19 protein-coding genes and 1 pseudogene are annotated in these 20872 nt (G+C 68.6%); 11 read left to right on the top strand and 9 right to left on the bottom strand.

Annotated elements, in window-relative coordinates:
- Positions 1–160 precede the first annotated feature (160 nt).
- Positions 161–1981: a 2-isopropylmalate synthase gene (leuA, locus tag HQ306_RS20565; protein ID WP_027506649.1), complete on the top strand. Its 1821-nt coding sequence runs from the start codon at positions 161–163 to the stop codon at positions 1979–1981.
- 48 nt (positions 1982–2029) lie between these two features.
- Here the strand turns inward: leuA and HQ306_RS20560 are convergent, their stop codons facing one another.
- The gene (locus HQ306_RS20560; RefSeq protein ID WP_222633309.1) at positions 2030–2923 is read right to left on the bottom strand and encodes a LysR family transcriptional regulator; all 894 of its coding nucleotides are present in this window, start codon (positions 2921–2923) and stop codon (positions 2030–2032) included.
- Positions 2924–2995: 72 nt separating this feature from the next.
- Between HQ306_RS20560 and HQ306_RS20555 the strand changes: the two genes are divergently transcribed.
- Genes HQ306_RS20555 through HQ306_RS20540 form a run of 4 tightly spaced genes read left to right on the top strand, consistent with a single transcriptional unit; the run spans position 2996 to position 6916 of the window.
- Complete coding sequence (locus HQ306_RS20555; protein ID WP_222633308.1) at positions 2996–3955, top strand: EamA family transporter; 960 nt, start codon at positions 2996–2998, stop codon at positions 3953–3955.
- A gap of 38 nt (positions 3956–3993) precedes the next feature.
- Positions 3994–4905 (top strand): iron-siderophore ABC transporter substrate-binding protein, encoded by a 912-nt coding sequence (locus tag HQ306_RS20550; protein WP_027506646.1) that lies wholly within the window; start codon positions 3994–3996, stop codon positions 4903–4905.
- Between the two features lie 30 nt (positions 4906–4935).
- Entirely contained in the window at positions 4936–6222 is a 1287-nt protein-coding gene (locus HQ306_RS20545) for a MurT ligase domain-containing protein (protein ID WP_222633307.1), read from the top strand.
- The gene (locus HQ306_RS20540) at positions 6215–6916 is read left to right on the top strand and encodes a type 1 glutamine amidotransferase (protein WP_222633306.1); all 702 of its coding nucleotides are present in this window, start codon (positions 6215–6217) and stop codon (positions 6914–6916) included. The genes HQ306_RS20545 and HQ306_RS20540 overlap by 8 nt, the downstream gene beginning before the upstream one ends.
- On the opposite strand, the gene HQ306_RS20535 is transcribed toward HQ306_RS20540, so the two are convergent.
- The 4 genes from HQ306_RS20535 to HQ306_RS20520 form a co-directional block, all read right to left on the bottom strand.
- Positions 6913–7989: an AbrB family transcriptional regulator gene (locus HQ306_RS20535; RefSeq protein WP_308115529.1), complete on the bottom strand. Its 1077-nt coding sequence runs from the start codon at positions 7987–7989 to the stop codon at positions 6913–6915. The two genes, HQ306_RS20540 and HQ306_RS20535, sit on opposite strands and share 4 nt — an antisense overlap.
- Before the next feature lie 20 nt (positions 7990–8009).
- Positions 8010–8411, bottom strand: coding sequence for a universal stress protein (locus HQ306_RS20530; RefSeq protein ID WP_222633304.1), 402 nt, complete (start codon positions 8409–8411; stop codon positions 8010–8012).
- 31 nt (positions 8412–8442) lie between these two features.
- On the bottom strand, positions 8443–9843 hold the full coding sequence (locus HQ306_RS20525) for a citrate:proton symporter (RefSeq protein ID WP_222633303.1): 1401 nt from the start codon (positions 9841–9843) through the stop codon (positions 8443–8445).
- A gap of 88 nt (positions 9844–9931) precedes the next feature.
- Positions 9932–10918 carry a tripartite tricarboxylate transporter substrate binding protein gene (locus HQ306_RS20520; RefSeq protein ID WP_222633438.1) on the bottom strand — a complete coding sequence of 329 codons (987 nt, stop codon included), beginning with the start codon at positions 10916–10918 and terminating at the stop codon, positions 9932–9934.
- 136 nt (positions 10919–11054) lie between these two features.
- Between HQ306_RS20520 and HQ306_RS20515 the strand changes: the two genes are divergently transcribed.
- Both HQ306_RS20515 and HQ306_RS20510 read left to right on the top strand, forming a co-directional pair.
- On the top strand, positions 11055–12704 hold the full coding sequence (locus tag HQ306_RS20515; protein ID WP_308115530.1) for an ATP-binding protein: 1650 nt from the start codon (positions 11055–11057) through the stop codon (positions 12702–12704).
- On the top strand, positions 12701–13369 hold the full coding sequence (locus HQ306_RS20510; protein WP_056444251.1) for a response regulator: 669 nt from the start codon (positions 12701–12703) through the stop codon (positions 13367–13369). Before HQ306_RS20515 ends, HQ306_RS20510 begins: the two co-directional genes overlap by 4 nt.
- Here the strand turns inward: HQ306_RS20510 and recR are convergent.
- Genes recR through HQ306_RS20495 form a run of 3 tightly spaced genes read right to left on the bottom strand, consistent with a single transcriptional unit; the run spans position 13366 to position 14825 of the window.
- Positions 13366–13977 carry a recombination mediator RecR gene (gene recR / locus HQ306_RS20505; protein WP_027506637.1) on the bottom strand — a complete coding sequence of 204 codons (612 nt, stop codon included), beginning with the start codon at positions 13975–13977 and terminating at the stop codon, positions 13366–13368. The genes HQ306_RS20510 and recR overlap by 4 nt on opposite strands.
- Before the next feature lie 16 nt (positions 13978–13993).
- Entirely contained in the window at positions 13994–14332 is a 339-nt protein-coding gene (locus tag HQ306_RS20500; RefSeq protein WP_204869622.1) for a YbaB/EbfC family nucleoid-associated protein, read from the bottom strand.
- A gap of 58 nt (positions 14333–14390) precedes the next feature.
- Positions 14391–14825, bottom strand: coding sequence for an SRPBCC family protein (locus HQ306_RS20495; RefSeq protein WP_222633436.1), 435 nt, complete (start codon positions 14823–14825; stop codon positions 14391–14393).
- Positions 14826–15053: 228 nt separating this feature from the next.
- On the opposite strand from HQ306_RS20495, the gene HQ306_RS20490 reads away from it, so the two are divergent.
- The 3 genes and pseudogenes from HQ306_RS20490 (at position 15054) to fadD5 (ending at position 19404) form a co-directional block, all read left to right on the top strand.
- The gene (locus HQ306_RS20490) at positions 15054–16466 is read left to right on the top strand and encodes an FAD-binding oxidoreductase (RefSeq protein ID WP_222633435.1); all 1413 of its coding nucleotides are present in this window, start codon (positions 15054–15056) and stop codon (positions 16464–16466) included.
- Positions 16463–17782 carry a class I SAM-dependent methyltransferase gene (locus tag HQ306_RS20485; RefSeq protein WP_027506633.1) on the top strand — a complete coding sequence of 440 codons (1320 nt, stop codon included), beginning with the start codon at positions 16463–16465 and terminating at the stop codon, positions 17780–17782. Before HQ306_RS20490 ends, HQ306_RS20485 begins: the two co-directional genes overlap by 4 nt.
- An 87-nt stretch (positions 17783–17869) precedes the next feature.
- Positions 17870–19404: pseudogene (gene fadD5, locus HQ306_RS20480) on the top strand (fatty-acid--CoA ligase FadD5).
- Here fadD5 and HQ306_RS20475 read toward each other — a convergent pair.
- Positions 19401–19589 carry a hypothetical protein gene (locus HQ306_RS20475; protein ID WP_027506631.1) on the bottom strand — a complete coding sequence of 63 codons (189 nt, stop codon included), beginning with the start codon at positions 19587–19589 and terminating at the stop codon, positions 19401–19403. The pseudogene fadD5 and the gene HQ306_RS20475 sit on opposite strands and share 4 nt — an antisense overlap.
- Before the next feature lie 108 nt (positions 19590–19697).
- Here HQ306_RS20475 and HQ306_RS20470 point away from each other — a divergent pair, with 108 nt between their 5' ends.
- Complete coding sequence (locus HQ306_RS20470) at positions 19698–20837, top strand: lipase family protein (protein ID WP_222633302.1); 1140 nt, start codon at positions 19698–19700, stop codon at positions 20835–20837.
- Positions 20838–20872 lie beyond the last annotated feature (35 nt).

Here is a 20872-nt window from a genome sequence, read left to right as displayed (position 1 = left end):
GGTGTCGTCCGCGCGGGCGACGGAGTAGGGTGACCCGCATGTTCGGCGCCGGGTTCGCCCTCCTCCTTCGTCGCCGCGACGGGGTCTGATTCACAGACCGGCTCCCTGTCGCGGGTCTTTTCGGCGCCGGTCGTCCCCTTCCTCACAACGGAGATCATCGATGTCACCCGCCGACGCTTTCGTATCCGGCTCACGCACGGTCACCACCCCCACCAAGCCTGCGCCCGCCGATCAGCCCTCGTGGAACACCCAGAAGAACTCGTCGATGCCGACGTTCCGGTACCGGTCGTTCGCCGAGGAGGTCGAGCCGCTCACCCTCCCCGACCGCACCTGGCCGGACAAGGTCATCGATCGCGCACCCCAGTGGTGCGCCGTGGACCTGCGTGACGGCAACCAGGCACTCATCGACCCGATGAGCCCCGCGCGCAAGCGCCGCATGTTCGAACTGCTGGTTCGTATGGGCTACAAGGAGATCGAGGTCGGTTTCCCGTCCGCGAGCCAGACCGACTTCGACTTCGTCCGCGAGATCATCGAGGACGGTGCGATTCCCGACGACGTCACCATCCAGGTGCTCACCCAGTGCCGGCCGGAACTGATCGAGCGCACGTTCGTCGCGTGCGAGGGCGCCCGCAGCGTCATCGTCCACTTCTACAACTCCACGTCGATCCTGCAGCGCCGCGTGGTCTTCCGCGCGGACCGCGACGCCATCGAGAAGATCGCGACCGACGGTGCCCGCAAGGTGCTCGAGGAGGCGACGAAGTTCCCCGACACGCACTGGCGCTACGAGTACTCGCCCGAGTCCTACACCGGCACGGAGCTCGAGTACGCCAAGAAGGTCTGTGACGCGGTCACCGAGATCATCGCTCCCACACCGGAGAACCCGATGATCCTGAACCTGCCCGCGACCGTCGAGATGGCAACCCCCAACGTCTACGCCGACTCCATCGAGTGGATGCACCGCAATCTCGAACGTCGCGACTCGATCGTGCTGAGCCTGCACCCGCACAACGACCGCGGGACCGGCGTCGCCGCAGCCGAACTGGGCTACCAGGCCGGCGCCGACCGCATCGAGGGTTGCCTCTTCGGCAACGGTGAGCGCACCGGCAACGTCTGCCTGGTCACGCTGGGCCTGAATCTCTTCACTCGCGGAGTCGACCCGCAGATCGACTTCTCCAACATCGACGAGATCCGGCGCACCGTCGAGTACTGCAACCAGCTGCCCGTCCACGAGCGCCACCCGTACGGCGGCGACCTGGTCTACACCGCGTTCTCCGGCAGCCACCAGGACGCCGTGAACAAGGGCCTCGACGCGATGAAAGTGTCTGCGGACGAACAGGATCAGGACGTCGACGACGTGCTGTGGCAGGTTCCGTACCTGCCCGTCGACCCCAAGGACGTCGGCCGCACGTACGAGGCCGTGATCCGCGTCAACTCGCAGTCCGGCAAGGGCGGCGTCGCTTACATCATGAAGTCGGACCACGGTCTGGTGCTGCCGCGCCGACTGCAGATCGAGTTCTCCTCGGCCGTGCAGCGCGTCACCGACGGCGAGGGCGGCGAAGTGTCGCCCAAGGCCATGTGGGACGTGTTCTCCGAGGAGTACCTGGCCCCGATCGTTCCTCTCGAGCGCATCCGGCAGCGCGTCACCGCGGCCGAGGAGGACGGCGGGATCGACTCGATCTCCGCGATCGTCAAGGTCGACGGCGCCGAGCAGGAGATCACGGGCGACGGTAACGGTCCACTCGCCGCCTTCGTCGACGCGCTGGGCTCCATCGGGTACGACGTCAGCGTCCTCGACTACTCCGAGCACGCCATGTCCGCCGGCGACGACGCCCAGGCCGCGGCCTACGTCGAGGCGGCCGTGCGGCTGCCCGGCGGCGGCGAGACCATCGTGTGGGGTGTCGGTATCGCCACCTCCATCACCACGGCATCACTGCGCGCCGTGGTCTCGGCCGTGAACCGGGCGGCACGATCCGGGGCGTAGCCCTCGTGCGCCTTCTGCGCATCCAGGGATACGCAAAAGGCGCACGGGTCACGCAGTGACCTCCGCGACCCGCGCCGCGAACGCGTCCACCACGGCCCGCACGGCCGGACGCTCCGCGGCGCGGGGTCGGGTCGCCAGGTCGTAGATGCGGGCCGCGCGCACCCCGGCCAACCGGCGTTGCGTGACACCCGGGTGCGTCGAGGCGTGGCGCGGCATCAGCGCGATCCCGTGGCCGTGGGCCACCAGCTCCTCCATGAGCCGGAAGTCGTTGATCCGCAGATTGACTCGCGGCGCCACCCCGGTGACCGTCGCGATGGAGAGCAGCACGTCGTCCACCGGGAACCCTCCGCGGACACTGATCCACCGCTCGTCCGCCAGATCCTCGATGTCGACGGCATCACGCTCCGCCAGCGGGTGCCCCGGCGGCAGCACCAGGTCGATGGGCTCGCGCATCAGTGAACGCACCTCCACCCGCTCGGACGCGATGCTCGGTGCGCGCTCGTCCCGATGCGTCAGCACCACGTCGTAGTCCGCGAGCAACGCCGGCACGGCCGACGCAGGCACGTCCTCGTCCCGGGCGTCGACATCCACACCCGCCTCGGTGAGCCGGTCCAGAACCCCCGGCAGCAACAGTGCGGCGCCCGAGGGGAAGAGCGCCAGTCGAACGGTTCCGCGTGCGCTGCCGCGGTACGACGCCATCTCCTCCGACGCCCGGTCGAGGGCGGCGAGCACGTCGTCGGCGTGAGGAAGCAGCGCGCGTCCCGCCGCGGTGAGCCGCACGCGGCGCCCGTCGGGTTCGAGCAGGGCGACTCCCGCCTCCCTCGCCAACACCTTGAGCTGCTGCGACACCGCGGACGGTGTCATCGACAGCGCGTCGGCGGCCGCGGCGACCGTGCCGCGATCCGCCAGCGCCCGCAGGACGCGCAACCGGTCGACATTCATGTAGCAACGCTACAGCTACCGGTCACCACAATTCGATTGTTCTTAGCAGTCGCACCCGGAACACTCGAGGTCATGACCACTCGCGACCGCCTGCTCGGACTGATCGTCGTGGTGGTCTGGGGACTGAACTTCCTCGCCATCCGCGCCGGGCTCGACCAGTTCCCGCCGTTCTTCTTCGCTGCGCTGCGGTTCGCGGTGATTGCCGTTCCGGTCGTCCTCTTCGTCCGCCGACCGACCGTGCCGGTGCGCTGGCTCCTGCTGTACGGCACGGGTTTCGGCCTGCTGCAGTTCGCGTTCCTCTTCGCCGCGATGAACGCCGGCATGCCCACCGGCCTGGCCTCGCTGGTGCTCCAGTCGTCGGCGCCGTTCACCGTCGTTCTCGGCGCGCTGCTGCTGCGGGAGAAGGTCGGGCCGCGCCAGTGGATCGGGATCGGCATCGCCGTCGGGGGCATGATTCTCATCGGGTGGGATCGTGCCCACAACGCCACCCTCCTGCCCGTGCTGCTGACGCTGTTGGCAGGCCTCAGCTGGGCCTTCGGCAATCTCGGAAACCGACTGGCGACTCGAGCATCTCGACCGGCCTCCGGCGTTCCCGTCGAGCCGATGCGACTCATGCTGTGGATGACGGTGGTTCCCCCGCTGCCGATGTTCGCGTTGTCGGCCGTCGTCGAGGGTCCGACCACGGGATGGACCGCCATCGGCGACGTGGTGTCGGCCGGGCAGTTCTCCGGGTTGATCGGGCTCGCCTACATCGTGGTCATCGGCACGATCGCCGGCTCGGGACTGTGGACCGTCCTGATCAGCCGGTACCCCGCCGGCGTCGTCGCGCCGTTCTCGTTGCTGGTCCCGGTCGTCGGCATCGGTGCGTCCTGGCTCGTGCTCGACGAGACGCCGAGCGTCCTCTCCCTCGTCGGTGCGGCCGTCGTGATCGGCGGCTGCACGTGGGGTCTGAGCCGCTCGCCGCGATCCGCGACGACCACACCGACCGAGCCCCGGATCGTGACTCCCCCGCCCGGAGCCACCGTCGGTTAGGGTCCCCTCACCATAACTGTGACGGAGGCTCGGCAAGCGTGTTCGGAAGAAGAAGTACTGTCCTGGCGACCCTGCTCGCCGCGACGGCCCTCGTGGCCTCGGCGTGTTCGACCGATGCGACAGCCGAGGACGCCGCGGACAGCACCCGGACCGTGACCCATGCGCGCGGGGACACGGAGGTGCCCTCGTCGCCGTTGCGAGTCGTCACTCTCGAACCCGTCCAGCTCGACACGAGTGTCGCGCTCGGCGTCGTTCCGGTGGGCACGTCGGTGCTGAGCGAGGCGACGGGGGTGCCCCCGTATCTGGGCGACGAGGCGTCGCGCATCGAGACCGTCGGCACCGTCGCGGAGCCTCGCGTCGAGGCCATCGCGGCTCTGCAGCCGGACCTGATCCTGGGAACGGAGACGCGCCACTCGGAGCTGTACGAGCGGTTGTCCGCGATCGCTCCGACGGTGTTCATGGCGTCGCAGAGCGACCCGTGGCAGGACAACGTCCGCCTCGTCGGGCGCGCCCTCGGACGTGACGCCGAGCCGTTGCTGGGCGAGTACGACGCGCGGTGCGACGAGATCGCCGACAGGTTCGACACCGCCGGGTCGACGGCGCAGCTCATCCGGCCACGCAACGAGGAGCTCACGCTCTACGGACCGCTGTCCTTCGCGGGCAGCACCCTCGAGTGCGCCGGGTTCACCACGCCGCCCCGCCCGGAGTGGTCGAACGAGATCAGTGTCGACGTCTCCCCCGAACTGGCGACGGAGGCCCGCGCCGATCTCGTGGTCGTGACGTCGGCGACACCGGACGATCCGGCGTCGATGCCCACGTCCGTCACGTCGAACACGACGGCGTTCCCGAATCCGCACCTCGTCGACCAGTCGTACTGGATCACCGGCGTGGGACCTCGCGGCGGACAGGCCGTGCTCGACGACATCGAACGGATCCTCGGGGCGTCCTGAGTTCCTTCCCGTGTGGGAGGATCGGACACCATGATCGACAGCAGCAGACGGCACCTCGGAGCCCGCGGACGCCTGGCACTGTCGGCGGCCTCCGCGGCCGCGTGGGCCTCGCAGAAGGCCGGTCGCGGCAAGGGATCGATGATCGGCGGTCTCGTCGCGCTGAAGATCGACCCGGCCCTCATGTCGCGCCTGGGCGCGAATCGACGCACGGCCGTCATCACCGGTACCAACGGCAAGTCGACCACCACCCGGATGACCGCGGCGGCGCTCGCGACCCTGGGCGAGGTGGCGACGCAGGCCGACGGCGCCAACATGGACGCGGGCATCGTCGCCGCGCTGAACTCACGGCGCACCGCGCCGCTGGCGGCCCTCGAGGTCGACGAGCTGCACGTCCCGCACGTGTGCGACGCCGTGAACCCCGAGGTCCTGGTGTTGCTGAACCTCAGCCGTGATCAGCTCGACCGCGTCGGCGAGATCAACATGATCGAGCGCAAGCTCCGCGCGGGCATCGTCGCCCATCCCGACACCGTCGTCGTCGCCAACTGCGACGACGTGCTGATGACGTCCGCGGCGTACGACGCTCGGCGGACTGTGTGGGTGGCCGCCGGCGGCGGGTGGGTCGGCGACTCGGTCAGCTGCCCCCGCACCGGGGAACCCATCGAGTGGAACGGCACGCACTGGCGCAGCACAGGTCTGCTGGAGAGCGGGCGGGAGTTCTCGCGGCCGGAGCCGCAGTGGTGGCTCGACGACGAGAACCTGTACGGCCCGGACGGTCTCGTGCTCCCCATGAGTTTGACGCTGCCCGGCCGGGCCAACCGCGGAAACGCGGCGCAGGCCGTCGCTGCCGCGGTCACGATGGGCGCCGATCCCGCGCAGGCCGTCGCCGCGGTGTCCGCAGTCGACGAGGTGGCGGGCCGCTACAGCTCGATCCAGTACGGATCCCACACCGTGCGCATGCTGCTGGCCAAGAACCCCGCCGGATGGCAGGAAGCACTGTCGATGATCGACCCGGCCGCCGACGGCCTGGTGATCGCCGTCAACGGCCAGGTGCCCGACGGCGAGGACCTGTCGTGGCTGTGGGACGTGCGGTTCGAGCACTTCGAGAACACCACGGTGGTGGCGGCCGGTGAACGTGCGACCGACCTGGGAGTCCGCCTGACGTACGCCGGAGCCGACCACACCGTGGTGCCGAACCCGTTGCGGGCCATCGCCTCCTGCCCACCCGGGCGCGTGGAGGTCCTGGCGAACTACACGGCCTTCCGTGACCTCGGCCGGGCGCTGGCGCGCGAGACCGCGAAGGAGGCACCCGGTGTCTGATTTCCGTATCGGGCTCGTCCTGCCCGACGTCATGGGCACGTACGGCGACAGCGGCAACGCGCTCGTCCTGCGCCAGCGCATGCTGATGCGCGGACTCGACGCCGAGATCGTGTCGATCACCCTCGCCGATCCGGTGCCCGAGTCCCTCGACGTCTACGTGCTCGGCGGAGCGGAGGACTCGGCGCAGCGACTCGCGACGAAGCACCTCGCGCGCTACCCCGGACTGCAGCGCGCCGCCGAGCGCGGTGCACCGGTGCTCGCCATCTGCGCGGCGATCCAGGTGCTGGGCGAGTGGTACGAGACGAGCTCCGGCGAACGCGTCGACGGTGTCTCGATGCTGAACGTCACCACGGCGCCGCAGAAGACCCGGTCGATCGGTGAGGTCATCACCCGCCCGGTGTCCGACCGCTTGACCCAGACGCTGACCGGCTTCGAGAACCACCGCGGCGGTACGACTCTCGGTCCCGATGCCGCACCGTTCGCGCGCGTCGAGCACGGCATCGGCAACGGTGTCGGCGACGGCAACGAGGGCGTCGTGCAGGGCTCGGTGATCGGCACCTACATGCACGGACCGGCGCTGGCCCGCAATCCCGAACTGGCGGACCATCTGCTCGAGACAGCTCTGGGTCACTCCCTCGAGCCGCTGCACCTGGCCGACGTCGAGCAGCTGCGCACCGAGCGTCTGCGCCGCTAGACCGAGACCGGATCCTCGGCCGGCCTCCGCGCCGCCCGGCGCATCAGGAGCTGGGCGATGAGCGGTGCCGCCACGAGCATCGAGACCAGCCGGATGAGCTGCACGCACGCCACGAACGTGACGTCGGACCCGGTGGACGCGGACACCGCGAGCACTGCCGCCAACCCGCCGGGGGTCGTCGCCAGGTAGCCGGTGAGCAGGCTAGTTCCGGTCCACGCCGACAGCGCCCATCCGAGCAGCGCACAGATCACGCCGATGCCGAGCACCAGCGCGAACGCGTAGGGGAAGAGTCGGCCGATCAGGCGCAGGCTCGACATCGTGAACGCCAGTCCCGCTTGCCATCCGATGACCAGGAACGCGAGTGGCAGCACGATCATGGGAACCTCGATGCCCACGGGCCAGCCCAGCAGCGCGCAGGCGCCGGACACCATCAGCGGACCCAGCGTGGCCGGTGCAGGAAGCCGCGCGAGCCGCCCCACCGCGATGCCGACGAGAACAGCGCCGAGCAGGAACAGCAGACCCACCCACCACGGCAGCGCATTCTCGTCGGGTGCGGCCGCCGCGACCGAGTGGGTGTCGGCGTGGAACACGAACGTGACCACCAGAGGCATGGTCACCACCACCAGTGCCACCCGCAGGTACTGCACCACCGCGACCACACGTTCGTCGCCGCCGAGCTCTCTCGCTGTCGCGACGAGACCGGTGGCCCCGCCCGCGATCAGCGCCAGCATCCCGGTGGCCGCGGTGACATCCTTGTTCAGTGCGAGCAGTGCACCGCAGCCGGCGCTGACGACGAGCGTCGCGATCCCGATGGCGACCGCGGGAAACCAGTTGTCCCCCAGCGCACTCAGCGTCTCGACATCCACCATGAGACCGATGGTGACGGCCAACGTTCCCTGCGCCGCCATGGATCCCGCGCGCGGGACGGCGCGCGGCCCCACTCCGGTGAGGGCGAAGACCACCGCCACCACCAGTGCCGCGAACAACGACGGCGCCGTCAGGCCGACGGCGTCGAGGGCGAACCATCCGGCCACGGACACGGCTGTGAGCGCCACCCAGCGGGTGGCGCTCACAGCGACGGTACGAACTCCGCTCACGACTTGACGAGCAGCACCGGTACCGGTGTTTCGAGAAGCAGGCGCTGGACAGCCTGTCCCATCAGGAACTTGCCGACGGCCGACCGATGCCGCGACCCGACGACCAGCAACTCGGCGTCCGCCTTGTCGATGAGCGCGAGCAGTGTGGTGGTCGCGTCCGGATCGGGCTGGGCCGCAGCGAGAGTCCACTGCGCCTCGGACTCTCCGAGCGCGGCGAGCGACATACGGATCGAGTCCTCGACGGCGGTGGTCTCCTTCGCCTCCGAGGAGGGATCGGCGGATCCGGAGAAGGCGTGGAGGACGACCAGTTCGGTTCCTGCGGACCGGGCCTGCTGGACTGCCGATCCGAGTGCCTTGCGGCCTTCCTCGGAACTGTTGTGCACGACGGCGACACTCATGTCGGTGACTCCTCTCTCTGGTGGATGCTGATCAGCCGAAGGGGATCTGGCCGAGGAGGACGCCGACGGCGAGCATCGTCAGGGAGACGACGGTGGCACGCCACAGGACCTTGCGGTGGTGGTCGGCGAGCGAGACGCCGGCCAGGGTGACCAGCAGCAGGATGGCGGGGACCAGCGGGCTCTGCAGGTGGACGGGCTGTCCGGTGATGGAGGCGCGGGCCATCTCGACCGGCTCGATGCCGTACTGGGCGGCGGTCTCGGTGAGGACCGGGAGGATGCCGAAGTAGAAGGCGTCGTTGGTCATGAAGAACGTCAACGGGATCGACAGGATTCCGGTGATGACGGCCAGGAACGGACCCATCGCGTCGGGGATGACGCCGAGGAGCCACTCGGCCATGGCCTCGACCATTCCGGTACCGGAGAACACGCCGGTGAGGACGGCAGCTGCGAGCACCATGGCGACGACGGAGACGATCGAGGCGGAGTGGCGTGCGATGGCCTCGCCCTGCTCCTTGACCTTCGGGAAGTTGAACGTGAGCGCGATGGAGGCGGCGATCATGAACAGCACCGGGATGGGGAGGATGTCCATGACCAGGATCACGAGCAGCGTGACGGTCAGGATCGCGTTGAACCACAGCAGCTTCGGACGCAGAGTGTCGCGGTTGGGGTCCAGGCCGTCGATGAACTGGCCGGCCTTGCCGTCGTTCTCGTCGTCGCCGGTGGTGATGTCGGCGCTTCCGGTGCTGCGACGGGTCTTGCCGGTTCCGGTGCCGTCGGTGCCGACGCCGGCACCCACCAGCTCCGTGTCGTAGATCAGCGAGCCGAGGCGGCGACGCTCCATGAGGCCGAGGTGGATCGAGAAGAGCAGCACGATGATCAGGCCGGCGATCATCGACGGCACCATCGGGATGAAGACGTCGGAGGGCGAGATGCCCAGTGCGGACGCGGCGCGAACGGTCGGGCCACCCCACGGGATGATGTTCATGGTGCCGTTGGCGAGGCCGGCGACGACCGTCAGGATGACCGGTGAGACACCGAGTTTCAGGTAGAGCGGCAGCAGCGCGGACGTCACGATGATGAACGTGGTGGAGCCGTCACCGTCGAGGGACACGACCATGGCGAGCACCGCGGTGCCGACGACCAGCTTCATCGGATCGTTGCGCACCAGGCGCAGGATGCCGCGCACCAGCGGGTCGAACAGACCCACGTCGATCATGATGCCGAAGAAGATGATCGCGAAGAACAGCAGCGCTGCCGTGGGGGCGAGCGACTTGATACCGTCCGTGATCATGTCGCCGATGCCGAGCCCGGCGCCGGCGAACAGGCCGAAGATGACCGGGACCAGGATGAGGGCGACCACCGGGGTCGCTCGTTTGGTCAGGATCAGGAACATGAAAGCGGCAACCATGAGGAAGCCGAGTATCACCAACATGGTTACTACTCCTCGTTGTTCGAATAGTGCAGGGTGTGTCGAGGCAGGCTGCGGGCACAGGTGTGGCGCAGTACGGAGGTGTGCGGCGTCAGCCGTCGGTGGGTGGATCGATGGTCGAGCGGACCAGGTCGGCCTGCTCGCGGAGGAACGACGCGAAGTCGTCTCCGGTGAGCAGCGCGTCCCGCCACCCGTTCTGCGCCAGGATCTCCTGCCAGAGCGGCGACCCGACCAGTGCTGTGACGTCGGCGATCAGGCGGTCGACGCGCTCCGGTGGCAGGCCCGGCGGGGCGAGGATGCCGCGCCAGTTGTCGAAGTCGAGGTCGACTCCCTGCTCCCGCAGAGTGGGCGCGTCGATGCCGTCGACGCGCTCGGAGCTCGAGACGGCGAGCGCCCGGACCGTACCGGACGCGATCTGGTCCAGATATTCGCTGACGCCGGTGGTGGCGACGTCGACCTCGCCGGTCAACAGGGCCGGCAGCAACTCGCCGCCGCCGTCGAAGACGCGGTACTCGGATGCTCGCGGGTCGACACCGACGGTGCGGGCGAGCTGCGTCCGGAACAACCCGTCCGGCCCACCCTCCGCGGAGCCGCCGGCGAACTGCAGAGCCGCGGGATCCTGTCGCCAGGCGTTCGTGAGATCGGCCAGAGTCCGCAGCGGGGATGCTGCCGGCACCAGGACGACCTCGGGTTCGGTGACGAGTCGGGCGATCGGGGTGACGTCCGCGATCTCGTGATCGGACGGGGTGGTGGACAGTGCGCCCACCAGACCCAGCCCCATCACCAGCAGGAGTCGATCGTTGCCCTGTTCGAGAGCGAGACGATTGAGTCCCACGACACCACCCGATCCGGGTAGTACGAGGACGTCGTCCACCACGACGCCCTCCGCGGCCCAACCTCGGGCCAGACTGCGAGCGGTCAGGTCGTAACCGCCACCGGCGACCGACGGAGCGATGACACGAAGTCCCGGCTCCTCCGCCCCGGTCACCATGGCCGACACCCCCGCACTGCACGCGGTCGCCGTGCAGAGCACCGCGAGCAACGCTGCGAGAGCGCTGATGCGGAGGCGTCGGTTCATGGGCACGGTCTCACTGTGTCGGATCCTGTGACTGTGGTCACCCTTTGGTGCACAAACGGGATTGTGTTCATTGTGAGCGTCCGTAGCGCACGCAGATGCACGAATTCCGCGCTCGCCCGGCGGTACGGTTCACCTCGTGATCGGGCGGCGACTGCGCATCTTCGGAACACGCCGCACCCTCTCGTCGCAACTGCTCGCACTGCAGCTTCTCATCATCGTCGCGGTGCTCGTCGTCATCAGCGGGTTGTCGCTGGCCCAGGCGTCGGCGACCTTCCAGCGCGAACAGGGTCTGCGCGTCCAGTCGGCTGCCGAGAACCTCGCCGCGAGTCCCACCGTGCGACAACTGCTCGCCTCCGCCCAGCCCCGCATTCGTACGGCGCTGCAGGGTGCAGTCGAGTCGGTGCGGGCCGTCTCGGGTCTGGACTACGCGCAACTGACCGACCCCGACGGCATCATCGTCGTCGCGACCGACCCGTCGCGGGTGGGACAGGAATCGGCGGCCGAGGGAGCGGGCGCGCGGACGGGCCGATCCTGGACCGGTCTCGCCGAGACGAGCGCCAACACCGCGGTGTCCCCCGACGCGTCCGTGCAGTCACAGGTCCCGGTGCTCGATGCCGACGGCCGCATCGTCGGTGTGGCGATCGTCGGCCGCGAGTACCCGTCGGTGTGGGAGCGCCTCGCGCAGGCGACCCCGGACCTCGTCATCTACCTTGCCGTGGCCTCCGTTCTGGGCGCCGTCGGGTCGATCCTGCTGGCCCGACGCGTCAAGCGGCAGACCATGGGAATGGAGGCCGGGGAGATCGTCGACCTGGTGCGCCAGCGGCAGGCGATGCTCGAGGGCCTCAAGGAGGCCGTGGTGGCGCTGGATCCGTCGGGTCGGGTGGTCCTGCTGAGCCGCAGCGCACACGACATGCTCGGCCTCGACGAGGACGGTGTGGGCCGGCGGGTGGAGGAGCTCGGACTCGACGACCGGGTCCTCGACGTCCTGCGTCACCCGAGCGACGACGGCGACCAGCTCGTCCTCACCGGAGATCGCATCCTCGTCTTCAACACGGTGCCGATCGAGGCGTCGGGACGGAAGGTGGCCACGGTGACCACGTTCCGTGACCGCACCGAACTGAGCGAGGTCCAGAGCAAACTCGACATCAGCCGCACCAGCTCGACGGCACTGCGGGAGCACATCCACGAGTTCGACAACCAGCTGCACACCATCTCGGGACTGGTCCAGCTCGGTGAGTACGACGAGGTGGAGCGGTACGTCGACGGCATCACCGAGCATCGTGAGCGCCTCACGTCCACCGTGACCGACCGCATCGACGATCTCGGGGTCGCGGCGCTGCTCATCGCCAAGATCGGCGCCGCCGCGGCCCGCTCGGTGACCGTGGCGCTCGACGACGCCTCACATCTCCCACGACTCGACGACGATGCCTCCCGAGACCTCTGCACCGTCGTCGGCAACCTCGTCGACAACGCTGTGGACGCAGTCCTCGAGAATCAGACCGTGGACGCGGTGGTGCGCGTCCGGATCGTCGCGGACGCGGACGGGATCGAGGTCGAGGTGGCCGACAACGGCCCCGGCATCGGCACGGAGGATGCGGATCGCGTGTTCGAGCAGGGGTGGAGCACCAAGGGGACGTCGTTCGACGGGCACGGTTTCGGCCTCGCCCTCGTGCGTGTCGTGTGCCGCCGACGCGGCGGTGAGGTCGGCGTGAGTGACAGAGTCGAGGACGGTACGCGGTGGACGGTCTTCCGGGCCGTCACCGGATCCGGGGGGAGGACGCGATGACACTCAGGGTGCTGGTGGTGGACGACGACTTCATGGTCGCGCGGGTGCACACCGGTTTCGTCACCAAGGTGGCCGGATTCGAGGTGTGCGGGGTGGCGCACACGGCGCAGGAAGCGCTGGAGAAAGTGGAGTCCACCCGTCCCGATCTGGTGCTGCTGGACGTCCATCTGCCCGGCGTCACCGGGCTCGATCTCATCGGCCCGTTCCGGGAGATCATCCCGGACCTCGACGTTCTGGTGATCACCAGCGAGCGCGAGGCCGAATCGGTGCGCAAGGCACTGCGCGCGGGCGCCGTGCACTACCTGATCAAGCCGTTCAAGTTCCAGGCACTGCAGGAGCGCCTCGAGCACTACCGCCGCACACGGGAGTCGCTGGCCGCGATCGACGAGGCGGAGCAGGACGCCGTCGACAAGGCGTTCGGCGTGCGCGGGACCGCGACACGGCTCCCCAAGGGCCTGAGCGCCGAGACGCTGGCCATGGTCGAGCACCAACTGCGGGAGAATCCCGGCGAGACCTCGGCGAGCACTATGGCCGAGAGGACCGGGATGTCGCGGTCGAGCGCTCGCCGCTACCTGGAATACCTCAGCGACGTCGACCGGGTGACCGTCTCGCTCGACTACGGCAACGTGGGGCGACCCGAGCGCCTCTATCGGCTCGAGCGCTAATTCATCACGTTGCGGCCGGACAGCGCACGGCCCAACGTGAGCTCGTCCGCGAACTCGAGGTCGCCGCCCATGGGCAGTCCGGAGGCCAGCCGGGTGACGGACAGGCCGGGGAAATCACGCATCATGCGCAGCAGGTAGGTGGCCGTCGCCTCCCCCTCGGTGTTGGGGTCGGTCGCGATGATCACCTCGGAGACGTCGACGCCGTCCTCCTGATTGCCGATACGGGTGAGCAACTCCCGGATGCGCAGCTGATCGGGACCGACCCCGCTCAGCGGATCCAGCGCGCCGCCCAGCACGTGGTATCTGCCCTTGAACTCGCGGGTGCGTTCGACGGCCTGCACGTCCTTGGGTTCCTCGACGACGCAGATCTTCGTCCGATCGCGGCGCGGGTCCGCACAGATGCGGCACAGTTCCTTGTCGGAGACGGTGCCGCAGACGATGCAGAACTGCACCCCGTCGCGGACGCGCTGCAATGCCTTCTGCAGGCGGTCGATCTCGGGCGCCTCGACCCCCAACAGATGAAAGGCGATGCGCTGCGCGCTCTTCGGTCCGACACCGGGAAGTTTGCCCAGCTCGTCGATCAGATCCTGGACCGGACCTTCGTACACGCTTCTCGACCCGGTTCTAGAAGCCGGGCAGGCCGGGGAGTCCGCCGCCGCCCAGGCCGGCGAGGGGACCGAGCTTCTGCGACGCGACCTCACCCGCGGCGCGGGACGCGTCGGCGATCGCACCGATGATCAGGTCCTGCAGGGTCTCGACGTCGTCGGGATCCACGACCTTGGGGTCGATGGTCAGACCGACCACCTCGCCGCTGCCCTTCACCGTCGCCACGACGAGACCGTTGCCGGCGCGGCCGGTGACCTCCGTCGCGGCGATCTCCGCCTGGGCTGCCATCAACTGCTGCTGCATCTGCTGGGCCTGCTGCAGCAGCTGGGACATGTCGGGCTGTTCACCGGGTTGCACGGCGGGTGTCCTTCCGAAGTGGTGACGAGATCGTGTCGGTCGAGCGTAGCCGCGTGCCTCACTCCACCTGGCGCGAGAGGTTCTGCAGGAGCTGCGCCTGAATCTTCTTCAGTCCGAGGGGCGCGAACGTCTTCTCGAAGAAGCCGCCGACACCGCCGGCGCCCGTCCACTCCGTGGTGGTGGTGACCGACGACCCGCTACCGCTCGGGGCGACGAGGTACGTGGTCACCATCGACGAGTTGGCGTCCTTCTCCGTGACGGTCGCGCCGGACACCGACACGGTCGCGAGCACGCTCCGCGAGCGCTTCTCGGTCGCCTGCAGGACCCAGCGAGCGACGGTGCCGTCGCCCTGGCCACCCTCGACGACCGCGAAGTCGCGGTACTGCTCGGGCAGGATGCGCGGACGCACCGTCTCGTAGTCGGACAGTGCCGCGAGGACCTTGTCGGGAGCCGCACTGATGGTGAGGGAACTGCTCGCGCTGACCTTGGCCATGACGGGGAGAACTCCTGATGTCGGGGTGGGACGGACGGTGACATTCATTGTTTCACGTCCACGCCCGGGCGAATCGAGCGCAACGATCGTGTGAAGTTTCCTCGTCGGGAGGCACCTTCCATAGCGTTGCGAACAACCTCCGTATAGCGTTCTCGCGTGGCTCAGACAGTCGATGCGGCGCTCGGGGGAGCGCGGGAACCCGGCGGGGGCGGCAACCGTCCGCACGAGATCGGACAAGCGGGACATCGGGCGGGTGTGGAACGGCTTCTGGCCAGTTACCGTGCCATTCCCCGGGACGCGACCGTCCGCCTGGCGAAGAAGACCTCCAACCTCTTCCGGGCCAGGCCGAAGAACTCCGCCCCCGGACTCGACGTCTCCGGGTTGGGAGGCGTCATCTCGGTCGACCCCGACGCCATGACCGCCGACGTGCAGGGAATGTGCACCTACGAGGACCTCGTCGACGCCACCCTGGCGTACGGGCTCGCTCCCCTGGTGGTGCCGCAGCTCAAGACCATCACGCTCGGCGGCGCGGTCACCGGCCTCGGCATCGAGTCGACGTCGTTCCGCAGCGGCCTTCCGCACGAGTCCGTCCTCGAGATCGACATTCTCGCCGGATCGGGTGACGTCGTCACGGCCACTCCCGACAACGAGTACGGCGACCTCTTCCGAGGGTTCCCCAACTCCTACGGCACCCTCGGCTACTCGACACGGTTGCGCATCGAACTCGAGCCCGTCCTCCCCTACGTCGCCCTGCGCCACGTCCGGTTCCACGACCTCGAGTCGGTGCAGACGGTCATGGCGCGCATCGTCGCGGAGCGGGAGTACGAGGGTGACCGCGTCGACTACCTCGACGGGGTGGTGTTCTCCGGGACCGAGGCCTATCTGACCCTGGGCCGGCAGACCGACGAGCCGGGACCGGTGAGCGACTACACCGACTCGGCGATCTTCTACCGGTCCATCCAGCACGACGGCACCGCACCGCGAACGGACCGCCTGACGGTGCGCGACTACCTGTGGCGGTGGGACACCGACTGGTTCTGGTGCTCGCGCGCCTTCGGTGCGCAGAACCCGCGCATCCGACGTCTCTGGCCGAAGAAGTACCTGCGCAGCAGCTTCTACTGGAAGCTGATCGCGCTCGACCAGAAGTACGACATCGCCGACCGTCTCGAAAAGCGCAAGGGCAACCCGATCCGCGAGCGCGTGGTGCAGGACATCGAGGTGCCGATCGAGAACACGGCCGCGTTCGTCTCGTGGTTCCTCGACGAGATCCCGATCGAGCCGTTGTGGCTGTGTCCCTTGCGACTTCGCGAACCCGACGGGTACGCCGACGCGCAGGACTCCGACGCCGGAGTACGCGGGTGGCCCCTCTATCCGCTCGAACCTCACCGCACCTACGTCAACGTCGGCTTCTGGTCGTCGGTGCCCGTGGTCCCCGGTGAACCCGACGGGGCAGCCAACCGTCGGATCGAGAAGAAGGTGACCGAGTTCGACGGTCACAAGTCCCTCTACTCGGACTCGTTCTACGACAGGGACGAGTTCGATGCCCTCTACGGCGGTGACGGTTACCGCCGACTCAAAGAGAAGTACGACCCCGATTCGCGGTTGTTGGATCTGTATTCGAAGGCGGTGCATCGTCGATGACGACATTCAAAGATCAACGGAACCCCGGCCTGTCCGGCGGTTCCCCCAAACTCTCCATCGCCGAGATTCTCGAGCAGTTCACCGAAGGTGATCTGCCCGTTCGATTCTCGGCGTACGACGGCAGTACGGCCGGTGCCGAGGATTCCGAGTACGGGCTCAGGCTCACCTCACCCCGCGGCACCACCTACCTCGCGACCGCCCCCGGCGACCTGGGCATGGCTCGCGCCTACGTCTCAGGCGATCTGGAGATCGAGGGTGCCCACCCGGGTGACCCGTACGACGTGCTCCGGATGCTGGGCGACGACCTGCACTTCAAACGTCCGTCCGCGCGCGCACTGGCGACCGTCACCCGGTCTCTCGGATGGGAGTTGCTGCGTCCCATCGCTCCCCCGCCCCAGGAGTCCCTCCCACGCTGGCGGCGTATCGCCGAGGGGTTGCGGCACAGCAAGACTCGGGACGCCGAGAGCATCCACCACCACTACGACGTGTCGAACACGTTCTACGAGTACGTGCTCGGCCCGTCGATGACCTACACCTGCGCCGCCTACCCGACTCTCGAGGCGTCGCTCGAGGAGGCGCAGGAGAACAAGTACCGCCTGGTGTTCGAGAAGCTGAACCTGAAGGCGGGCGACCGACTGCTCGACATCGGTTGTGGCTGGGGCTCGATGGTGCGCTACGCGGCCCGTCGCGGCGTCCACGTCATCGGCGCCACGCTCTCGCGCGAGCAGGCAGAGTGGGCGCAGAACGCCATCGCCGCCGACGGTCTGAGCGATCTCGCGGAGGTGCGTCACAGCGACTACCGCGACATCGTCGAGGGCGACTTCGACGCCGTGTCGTCGATCGGCCTCACCGAGCACATCGGCGTCTCGAACTACCCGGCGTACTTCGAGTTCATCAAGGGAAAGCTGCGCCCGGGTGGCCGCGTCCTGAACCACTGCATCACCCGCCCGGACAACCGCTCGTCGGCGCGGGCCGGCGGCTTCATCGACCGCTACGTCTTCCCCGACGGCGAGCTGACGGGATCCGGCCGCATCATCACCGAGATGCAGGACGTGGGCCTCGAAGTGCGTCACGAGGAGAACCTGCGCGAGCACTACGCGATGACGCTCCGGGACTGGTGCCGCAACCTCGTCGACAACTGGGACGCCTGCGTCGCGGAGGTCGGTGAGGGCACCGCGCGCGTGTGGGGCCTCTACATGGCGGGCTCACGCCTGGGCTTCGAGCGCAACGTGGTCCAGCTGCACCAGGTACTCGCCGTCAAGCTCGACGAGAACAACGACGCGGGTCTTCCGTTGCGGCCCTGGTGGATCGGCTGATCCACTGACACGGACGCCGTCTCGGGTGTCGAATCACGGGGACTGTCGACACCCGAGTGGGTGCGACTCCACGAGAGGACACCCGAGATGGCGGATCAGTCGCAGCCCGGACGTGCACGGCGGGACAACTGGAACAACCAGGTACGACGACACGCACTGATGGATCCCGCGGGCGTGGCGCTGCGCTTCGGTGGGACGACGCACACCTGGCGCGGCCTCTGCGATCGTGTCGACGCACTCGCCGGCGGGTTGTCCCACCGTGGCGTGACGGCCGGGGACCGGGTGCTGATCCTCATGCTCAACCGGCCCGAGTACATCGAATCGGTGCTCGCGATCACTGCCATCGGTGCGATCGCCGTGCCCGTCAACTTTCGGATGAGCGCCCCGGAGATCACCTACCTCGCGCAGAACAGCGGCGCCGGCCTCATCGTCGTGGAGGACGCTCTGGCGCCGCTCGCCGCGGCGGTGGGCGTCGCGGACACGATCGTGGTGGGCGGAGACGGGGACACCTACGAGGCTCTGATCCGCGAGGGCGCGCCCGCGCCGGACACCGACGTCCCGGACGACGCACCGGCTCTGATCATGTACACCTCGGGAACGACCGGCCGCCCCAAAGGTGCTGTGCTGTCTCATTCCAACATGCAGGCTCAGGCGCTGACCTGCATTCGCGCCCTGCAGATGTACGGAGTCGACGAGATCAACTTCTGTGCGTCACCGATGTTCCACATCGCCGCCTTGGGCAGCATCGCCCCCAGCCTCAAGCTCGGCATCCCGACCGTCGTCCACCCCGTCGGCGCGTTCGATCCGGCCGCGTTGCTCGACGTCCTCGAGGCCGAGGCGGTGACCACCCTGTTCCTCGTGCCGGTGCAGTGGCAGGCGGTCTGCGCGGAACAGGCGCGCCGCCCCAGGACGTTGTCGCTGCGAGTGATCTCGTGGGGTGCGGCGCCGGCGTCGGACACCGTCCTGCGGGCGATGTCGCAGACCTTCCCCGACGCCCTCACCGTGGCCGTCTTCGGTCGACCGAGATGTCGCCGATCACCTGCGTCCTCGACGGCGGCGACGCACTGCGCAAACTCGGATCCGTGGGACGCGTCGTCGCCATGGTGGAGGCTCGGGTCGTCGGCGACGACATGGTCGACGTCCCGCAGGGCGACATCGGCGAGATCGTCTATCGCGGGCCGACGCTGATGCACGGGTACTGGGAGAACCCTGCCGCCACGTCGGACGCGTTCCACGGTGGCTGGTTCCATTCCGGCGACCTGGTGCGTCAGGACGAGGAGGGCTTCGTCTTCGTCGTCGACCGCAAGAAGGACATGATCATCTCCGGCGGCGAGAACATCTACTGCGCCGAGGTCGAGAACGTGCTGTTCTCCCACCCCCGAATCCTCGAGGCAGCAGTGATAGGCCGCCCGGACGACCGCTGGGGTGAGGTGCCCGTCGCCGTCGTCGCGCAGCGCGGCACCGACGAGCCGGACCTCACGCTTCCCGACCTCGTCGGCTGGCTGGACGGACGCCTCGCGCACTACAAGCACCCGCGCCACCTGGTGCTGGTGGAGGCGCTCCCCCGCAACGCCGGCGGCAAGGTCGTGAAGGTCGACCTGCGCCGGCGTTTCTCCGACTAGACCCCTCGGCGCCTGCTCACCACCACGATCGCCACTCCGACGATCAGGATGACGGGGCCGAGGATCGACCAGGTGGTCGTGTTGCTCATCGCACTGCCACCGATCACCCCGAATCCCTGGAGGCTGAACAGCAGGCCCATGACGGCGATCACGGCACCGATGACGGTGACAACGGGAGTCTTCACCTGTCGAACCTAGTCCCCTGATGCCGCGTCGGGCCCGTTCTCGTGACGAGACACATCGTCGCGACGGGACACACCACGGACGCCGCTCGACATGATGGACTGCTGTCCGTGACTTCTCTTCCCCGACGATTCTGTCCACCGGTCCTCGTCGCGTGTGTCGCACTCGCGTCGTGCGTCCTTCTCGTCCCCGCTCCCGCGTCCGCCGAGACGGCCGCGGGCACGGTGCTCTCCAGCACCGCGCTCGATCCCGCGCTGGCACCCGCCGGCGCCGCGGAGAGCTATGTGGTGCGCTACTCCACGCTGCGGACGGCCGAGCAGGCCGGGGAGTCGACGGGCACGGTGTTCGTGCCGACAGGCGATGCTCCCGCCGACGGATGGCCGGTGGTGTCCTACGCCCACGGCACCACCGGTGTCGCCGACTCGTGTGCACCGTCGGCGACGGGCACCGCACAGTACGAGCGTCCGGCGATCGAGGCGTGGCTGGCCGCCGGCCACGCCGTGGTGGCCACCGACTACGCGGGCATGGGGACTCCGGGTGTGCACGCCTATCTGGACGGACCCGCCGCCGGTGCCAACGCGATCGACATCGTCCGCGCAGCACACACGATGCTCGGCGATCGGCTCTCGCCGGAATGGATCACCACCGGCCTGTCCCAGGGCGGCAACACGTCCTTCTTCACCGCCGCAGCGGCATCCACCCGCGCACCGGACCTCGACTTCCGCGGCGCCGTGTCCGTGGCCGGCCCGACGGGGCTCGACACCGTGCTCCCGCTGGTCGGTCCGGTTCTCCCGCCGGTCGTCCCCAGCGGCTTTCTCGGCTACGTCTTCTACACCCTCGCCGGACTGGCGGACCAGCGTCCGGAAGTCGACGTCCGGCAGTACCTGACGCCGAAGGGCGTCGAGTATCTCGACGCTGCGACCACGCTGTGCGGCACCGAGTTCCGCGACTATCGCTCGGCGCACCCGGCCCAGTTCGGGGAGCTCCTCACGCGCCCGTTGACGCCGCTGGCCCCCGTGCTCGCGCAGATGCAGGCCGTCCCCGTCAGCGGCTACGACCGGCCGCTCCTCGTGACTCAGAGCCTCTCCGATCAGACGGTTCCGGCTCCGCTCACGTTCGTCCACACGGCCCGGATGACCGCTGCCGGTACGGACTTCCAGCTGGTCACCTTTCCGACGCCCGATCACATCGGCACCCTGATGGCCTCCATGCCCGCATCACTCGACTTCGCCGCGCGCGTCCTGAGCTGAGACGACGACAGCCCCACACCAGGAGGTGCGGGGCT

The organism is Rhodococcus sp. BP-160 (assembly GCF_019836205.1).
In the GTDB taxonomy this organism is placed as follows: Bacteria; Actinomycetota; Actinomycetes; order Mycobacteriales; family Mycobacteriaceae; genus Rhodococcoides.
The sequence above is the reverse complement of the archived record's forward strand: the minus strand, read 5'-3'. Positions and strand labels throughout refer to the sequence as shown.